Below are 5323 nucleotides of genomic sequence, written 5' to 3' on the forward strand. Positions count from 1 at the left end.
GGGGGGGAAGCCCTGGGTCCCCCCACCCCTCTCCTGGTGGGGGTTCTGCAAATGTGGGGAAAACCGACCTCCGCGCCCAGAAACCGCGGGGGGGGGGGGTCCCCCCCCCCCCCCCCCCCCCCCCCGCGCCGCTCCCGCCGTACGCGCTACGCGTCGCCGCCCGCCGGGCCCGGCTCCGCCGCGGCCACGTCCAGCAGCTCGTAGCGGTCGATCGCCGTCTTCAGCGCGGACCGGTCGATCCGGCCCTCCTTGGCCAGCTCCGTGAGCACGGCCAGCACGATGGACTGCGCGTCGATGTGGAAGTACCGGCGCGCCGCGCCGCGGGTGTCCGCGAAGCCGAAGCCGTCCGCGCCCAGCGACTGGTACGGCCCCGGCACCCAGCGTGCGATCTGGTCCGGCACCGAGCGCATCCAGTCCGAGACCGCCACGAACGGGCCCTGCGCCCCGCCGAGCTTGCGCGTCACGTACGGGACGCGCTGCTCCTCCTCCGGGTGCAGCAGGTTGTGCCGCTCGACGTCCACGGCCTCGCGGCGCAGCTCGTTCCAGGAGGTCGCCGACCAGACGTCCGCCCTGACGTTCCACTCGTCCGCGAGGATGCGCTGCGCCTCCAGCGCCCAGGGGACCGCCACGCCGGACGCCATGATCTGGGCCGGGATCTCGCCCTTCTCGCCGGCGCTGAAGCGGTGGATGCCCTTGAGGATGCCCTCGACGTCCACGTCCTCCGGCTCCGCCGGGTGCTGGATCGGCTCGTTGTAGACGGTGAGGTAGTAGAAGACGTCCTCGTTCTCCTCGGGCGTCCCGCCGTACATCCGGCGCAGACCGTCCTTGACGATGTGCGCGATCTCGAAGCCGTAGGCCGGGTCGTAGGCGACACAGGCCGGGTTCGTCGAGGCGAGCAACTGCGAGTGGCCGTCCGCGTGCTGGAGCCCCTCACCGGTCAGCGTCGTACGCCCGGCGGTCGCGCCGAGCACGAAGCCGCGCGACAACTGGTCGGCCATCTGCCAGAACTGGTCGCCGGTGCGCTGGAACCCGAACATCGAGTAGAAGACGTACACCGGGATCATCGGCTCGCCGTGCGTCGCGTAGGCCGAGCCCGCCGCGACCAGCGAGGCCGTGCAGCCCGCCTCGGAGATGCCGTCGTGCAGCATCTGCCCCGTCGGGGACTCCTTGTACGCGAGCAGCAGATCACGGTCGACCGCCTCGTACTGCTGACCCAGCGGGTTGTAGATCTTCGCACTCGGGAAGAAGGCGTCCATGCCGAACGTGCGGTACTCATCGGGCGCGATCAGCACGAAACGCCGGCCGATCTCCTTGTCCCGCATGAGGTCCTTCAGGATCCGGACGAACGCCATGGTGGTGGCGATCGACTGCTGGCCCGATCCCTTCTTCGCCGCCGCGAACGTCTTGTCCCCGGGTACGGGCAGCGCCGCGGCACGCACCACGCGGGTCGGGACGTAACCGTCCAGACTCCGGCGGCGGTCGTGCATGTACTGGATCTCCTCGGAATCGCGCCCCGGATGGTAGTAAGGCGGATACCCCTCGTCCAACTGCCGGTCGGTGATCGGGATGTGCAGCCGGTCCCGGAAGCGCTTGAGGTCCTCGACCGTCAGCTTCTTCATCTGGTGGGTGGCGTTGCGGCCCTCGAAGTTCGGCCCCAGCGTCCAGCCCTTGACCGTCTGCGCGAGGATCACCGTCGGCTGGCCCTTGTGCGCCTTGGCCGCCGCGTACGCCGCGTAGACCTTGCGGTGGTCGTGGCCACCGCGGCCCAGGTGCAGGATCTGCTGGTCGGACATGTCCTTGACCATGTCCCGCAGCCGCGGGTCGTCGCCGAAGAAGTGCTCGCGGATGTAGGCCCCGGTCTCCGTGGCGTACGTCTGGAACTGGCCGTCCGGCGTGGTGTTCAGCTTGTTCACCAGGATGCCCGTGCGGTCCTGCGCGAGCAGCGGGTCCCAGGAGCGGTCCCAGACCAGCTTGATGACGTTCCAGCCGGCCCCGCGGAACTGCGACTCCAACTCCTGGATGATCTTGCCGTTGCCGCGCACCGGGCCGTCGAGCCGCTGGAGGTTGCAGTTGACGACGAAGGTCAGGTTGTCCAGGCCCTCACGGGCCGCGATGGACAACTGGCCCAGCGACTCCGGCTCGTCCATCTCGCCGTCGCCCAGGTACGCCCACACGTGCGACCGGGAGGTGTCCGCGATCCCGCGCGCCTCCATGTAGCGGTTCATCCGCGCCTGGTAGATCGCCCCGAGCGGGCCGAGGCCCATCGAGACGGTCGGGAACTCCCAGAAGTCCGGCATCGACCGCGGGTGCGGATAGCTGGAGAGGCCGTTCGGGGCCTTCGACTTCTCCTGGCGGAACCCGTCGAGCTGCGCCTCGCTCAACCGGTCCAGCAGGAAGGCGCGGGCGTAGATGCCGGGGGAGGCGTGGCCCTGGAAGAAGATCTGGTCGCCGCCGTCGCCCCCGTCCTTGCCCCGGAAGAAGTGGTTGAAGCCCACGTCGTACAGCGAGGCAGAGGAGGCGAAGGTGGCGATGTGGCCGCCGACGCCGATGCCGGGACGCTGCGCCCGCGAGACCATCACGGCGGCGTTCCAGCGGGTCGCGTTGAGGATCTTCCGCTCGATCTCCTCGTCGCCGGGGAAGAACGGCTCGTCCTTCGTGGCGATCGTGTTCACGTAGTCCGTGCTGCGCATCTCCGGCACCGCGACGCGCTTCTCGCGCGCACGCTCGATGAGCCGGAGCATCAGGTAGCGGGCCCGCTCACGGCCGCGCTCGTCGACGGCGGCGTCGAGGGAGTCGAGCCATTCGCGCGTCTCCTCCGGATCGAAATCCGGGACCTGGCTCGGAAGGCCGCCAATGATGATCGGGTTGCGATCGAGTCCGGAAGCCACACTGTTCCTTCGCTGTTCGATGGTGCTCTACGGGGCCCGTCACGGGGGACGCGCCCCCTGGGACAACTCTGTGCGCGCCGCCTCCATCGTGCTACCGCGAGCGCCCGGACGTCATCTTTACCCTCGGGTAACCCGAAGGCCGCGAAAAACTCGTCGACGGGCGGAAAACCTCGGCCGGGCGCGGCCGGACGCGGGCAAACCGCAACCTTACGCCCAGGGCGGTCAAGCGTTCCCCGAGGCCGCTCGACTCCGACCAGCGGAGCGAAACGGCATAAGCTGAGGAAGGACGTACACAACCGGGACGATCCAGGGGCGACCCTGGCGGAGCCCGGAGGGACATGCCAGAACTTGCGGCGACGTGGCAGGGAACGTCACTGTATGGGCGGTCTCGCACGCCGGGTACTTGCGCGATCCGCCGAGCCCGTGTGGACTACGGCCAACGCCCCGCGCACGCGCGAGGGCAGCTTTTTCCGAAGACATGATCAGGAGGCAACCCGTGAGCGCGACCGCGGACCACGCGGAGGAGCGGACCAACCCGGCAGCACGCCTGGGGTTCGAGCCCGGACAGGTGGTCCAGGAGATCGGCTACGACGACGACGTCGAGCTGGAGCTCCGTGAGGGCATTGAGGCCACTACCGGCCAGGAACTCGTCGACGAGGACTACGACGACGTCGCCGACGTCGTCCTGCTCTGGTTCCGTGACGAGGACGGCGACCTTACGGACGCGCTGGTGGATGCCATTGGTCTGATCGAGGACGGCGGTACGGTCTGGCTGATGACGCCGAAGACCGGCCGTGACGGATACGTCGAACCGAGCGACATCAACGAGGCTGCCCAGACAGCCGGTCTCGCCCAGACCAAGAGCATCAGCGCGGGCAAGGACTGGACGGGCAGCCGTCTGGTCACCCCCAAGGGGGCCAAGGCCAAGCGCTGAACCACTCTTGCACCATCCGGGCCCCCGGAGACGCCGCCCGCGCCTCCGGGGGCCCTCGCACGCCCGGCCCGGACGCGCCACGCCGCCGCAGAGCGCCCCGTAGGGTGGGAATCACCCGGACGGACCTGAGCCGGGGTGTGGAGAAACGGCGAAGGGATGCGTGTTCCATGACGATCGAGGTCGGCACCGAGGCACCGGACTTCCAGCTCAAGGACAACCACGGCCGGACCGTGCGGCTCTCGGAGTTCCGCGGCGAGAAGAACGTCGTGCTCGTCTTCTACCCGTTCGCCTTCACCGGCGTCTGCACGGGCGAGCTGTGCGCGCTCCGCGACGAGCTGCCCCGCTTCGAGAACGACGACACCCAGCTCCTCGCCGTCTCCAACGACTCCATCCACACCCTGCGGGTCTTCGCCGAGCAGGAGGGGCTGGAGTACCCGCTGCTGTCGGACTTCTGGCCGCACGGCGAGACCTCGCGGGCCTACGGCGTCTTCGACGAGGACAAGGGGTGCGCGGTGCGCGGCACCTTCGTCATCGACAAGGCGGGCGTCGTCCGCTGGAGCGTCGTGAACGGCCTGCCGGACGCGCGGGACCTGAACGAGTACACGAAGGCGCTCGCGGCGCTCTGAGGCCGGGCGCGGCGCACGGGGCGGGGGCGGGCCATGGCGGCGGTCCGGCGTGGCCGGGGTCCGTCGCGGCCCGCGGCCGGCCCCTTCCCGGCCGCGCGCGGTCAAAAGCCTGTTTTGGCCGGGAACCGGTCACTAGTATCCAAACGTTGATCCGATGCCAACGAACACGGGGACGCTGGACTCTGCCGGCCCCTGAGAAAACAACGGGAGGACTCGTGGGAGTCAGCCTCAGCAAGGGCGGCAACGTCTCGCTGACCAAGGCCGCGCCCAACCTGACCGCGGTCATCGTCGGTCTGGGCTGGGACGCCCGCACCACCACCGGCGGCGACTTCGACCTCGACGCCAGCGCACTGCTGACGAACGCCGAGGGCAAGGTCGGCCACGACGGCAATTTCGTCTTCTTCAACAACCTCAAGAGCCCGGACGGCTCCGTCGAGCACACCGGCGACAACCTCACCGGTGAGGGCGAGGGCGACGACGAGGTCGTCAAGGTGGACCTGTCCAGGGTCCCCGCCGACGTCCACAAGATCGTCTTCCCGGTCTCGATCTACGAGGCCGAGAGCCGGCAGCAGAGCTTCGGCCAGGTGCGCAACGCCTACATCCGCGTGGTCAACCAGGCCGACAACGCCGAGCTGGCCCGCTACGACCTGAGCGAGGACGCCTCGACGGAGACCGCGATGGTCTTCGGCGAGCTGTACCGCAACGGCGCCGAGTGGAAGTTCCGCGCCATCGGCCAGGGGTACGCCTCGGGTCTGCGCGGCATCGCGCAGGACTTCGGCGTCCACGTCTGACCCGCTGCGGGGGGGGGGGGGGGGGGGGGGGGGGGGGGGGGGGGGGGGGGGGGGGGGGGGGGGGGGGGGACACGACGAAAAAAG

The 5323-nt window shown here is 69.6% G+C and carries 4 protein-coding genes; 3 read left to right on the top strand and 1 reads right to left on the bottom strand.

Annotation, left to right across the window (positions count from 1 at the left end):
* Positions 1-146: 146 nt before the first annotated feature.
* A complete protein-coding gene (gene aceE, locus ACZ6EJ_RS27655) occupies positions 147-2888 on the bottom strand; it encodes a pyruvate dehydrogenase (acetyl-transferring), homodimeric type (protein ID WP_469270928.1) in 2742 nt (913 codons plus the stop codon).
* Between the two features lie 496 nt (positions 2889-3384).
* Between aceE and ACZ6EJ_RS27660 the strand changes: the two genes are divergently transcribed.
* The 3 genes from ACZ6EJ_RS27660 to ACZ6EJ_RS27670 all read left to right on the top strand — a co-directional run bounded on the left by ACZ6EJ_RS27660 (position 3385) and on the right by ACZ6EJ_RS27670 (position 5239).
* The gene (locus tag ACZ6EJ_RS27660) at positions 3385-3822 is read left to right on the top strand and encodes a DUF3052 domain-containing protein (protein ID WP_469270930.1); all 438 of its coding nucleotides are present in this window, start codon (positions 3385-3387) and stop codon (positions 3820-3822) included.
* A 167-nt stretch (positions 3823-3989) separates the two neighbouring features.
* Complete coding sequence (locus ACZ6EJ_RS27665) at positions 3990-4448, top strand: peroxiredoxin (RefSeq protein ID WP_469270931.1); 459 nt, start codon at positions 3990-3992, stop codon at positions 4446-4448.
* Positions 4449-4663: 215 nt separating this feature from the next.
* Positions 4664-5239, top strand: coding sequence for a TerD family protein (locus ACZ6EJ_RS27670; RefSeq protein WP_469270932.1), 576 nt, complete (start codon positions 4664-4666; stop codon positions 5237-5239).
* Positions 5240-5323: the final 84 nt, after the last annotated feature.

The sequence above is a fragment of the Streptomyces sp. NPDC041970 genome, from assembly GCF_055588985.1.

What these genes read in the sequence shown, in the direction of transcription:
- ACZ6EJ_RS27665 (WP_469270931.1), top strand. Translation starts at nt 3,990, where the DNA reads ATGACGATCGAGGTCGGCACCGAGGCACCGGACTTCCAGCTCAAGGAC.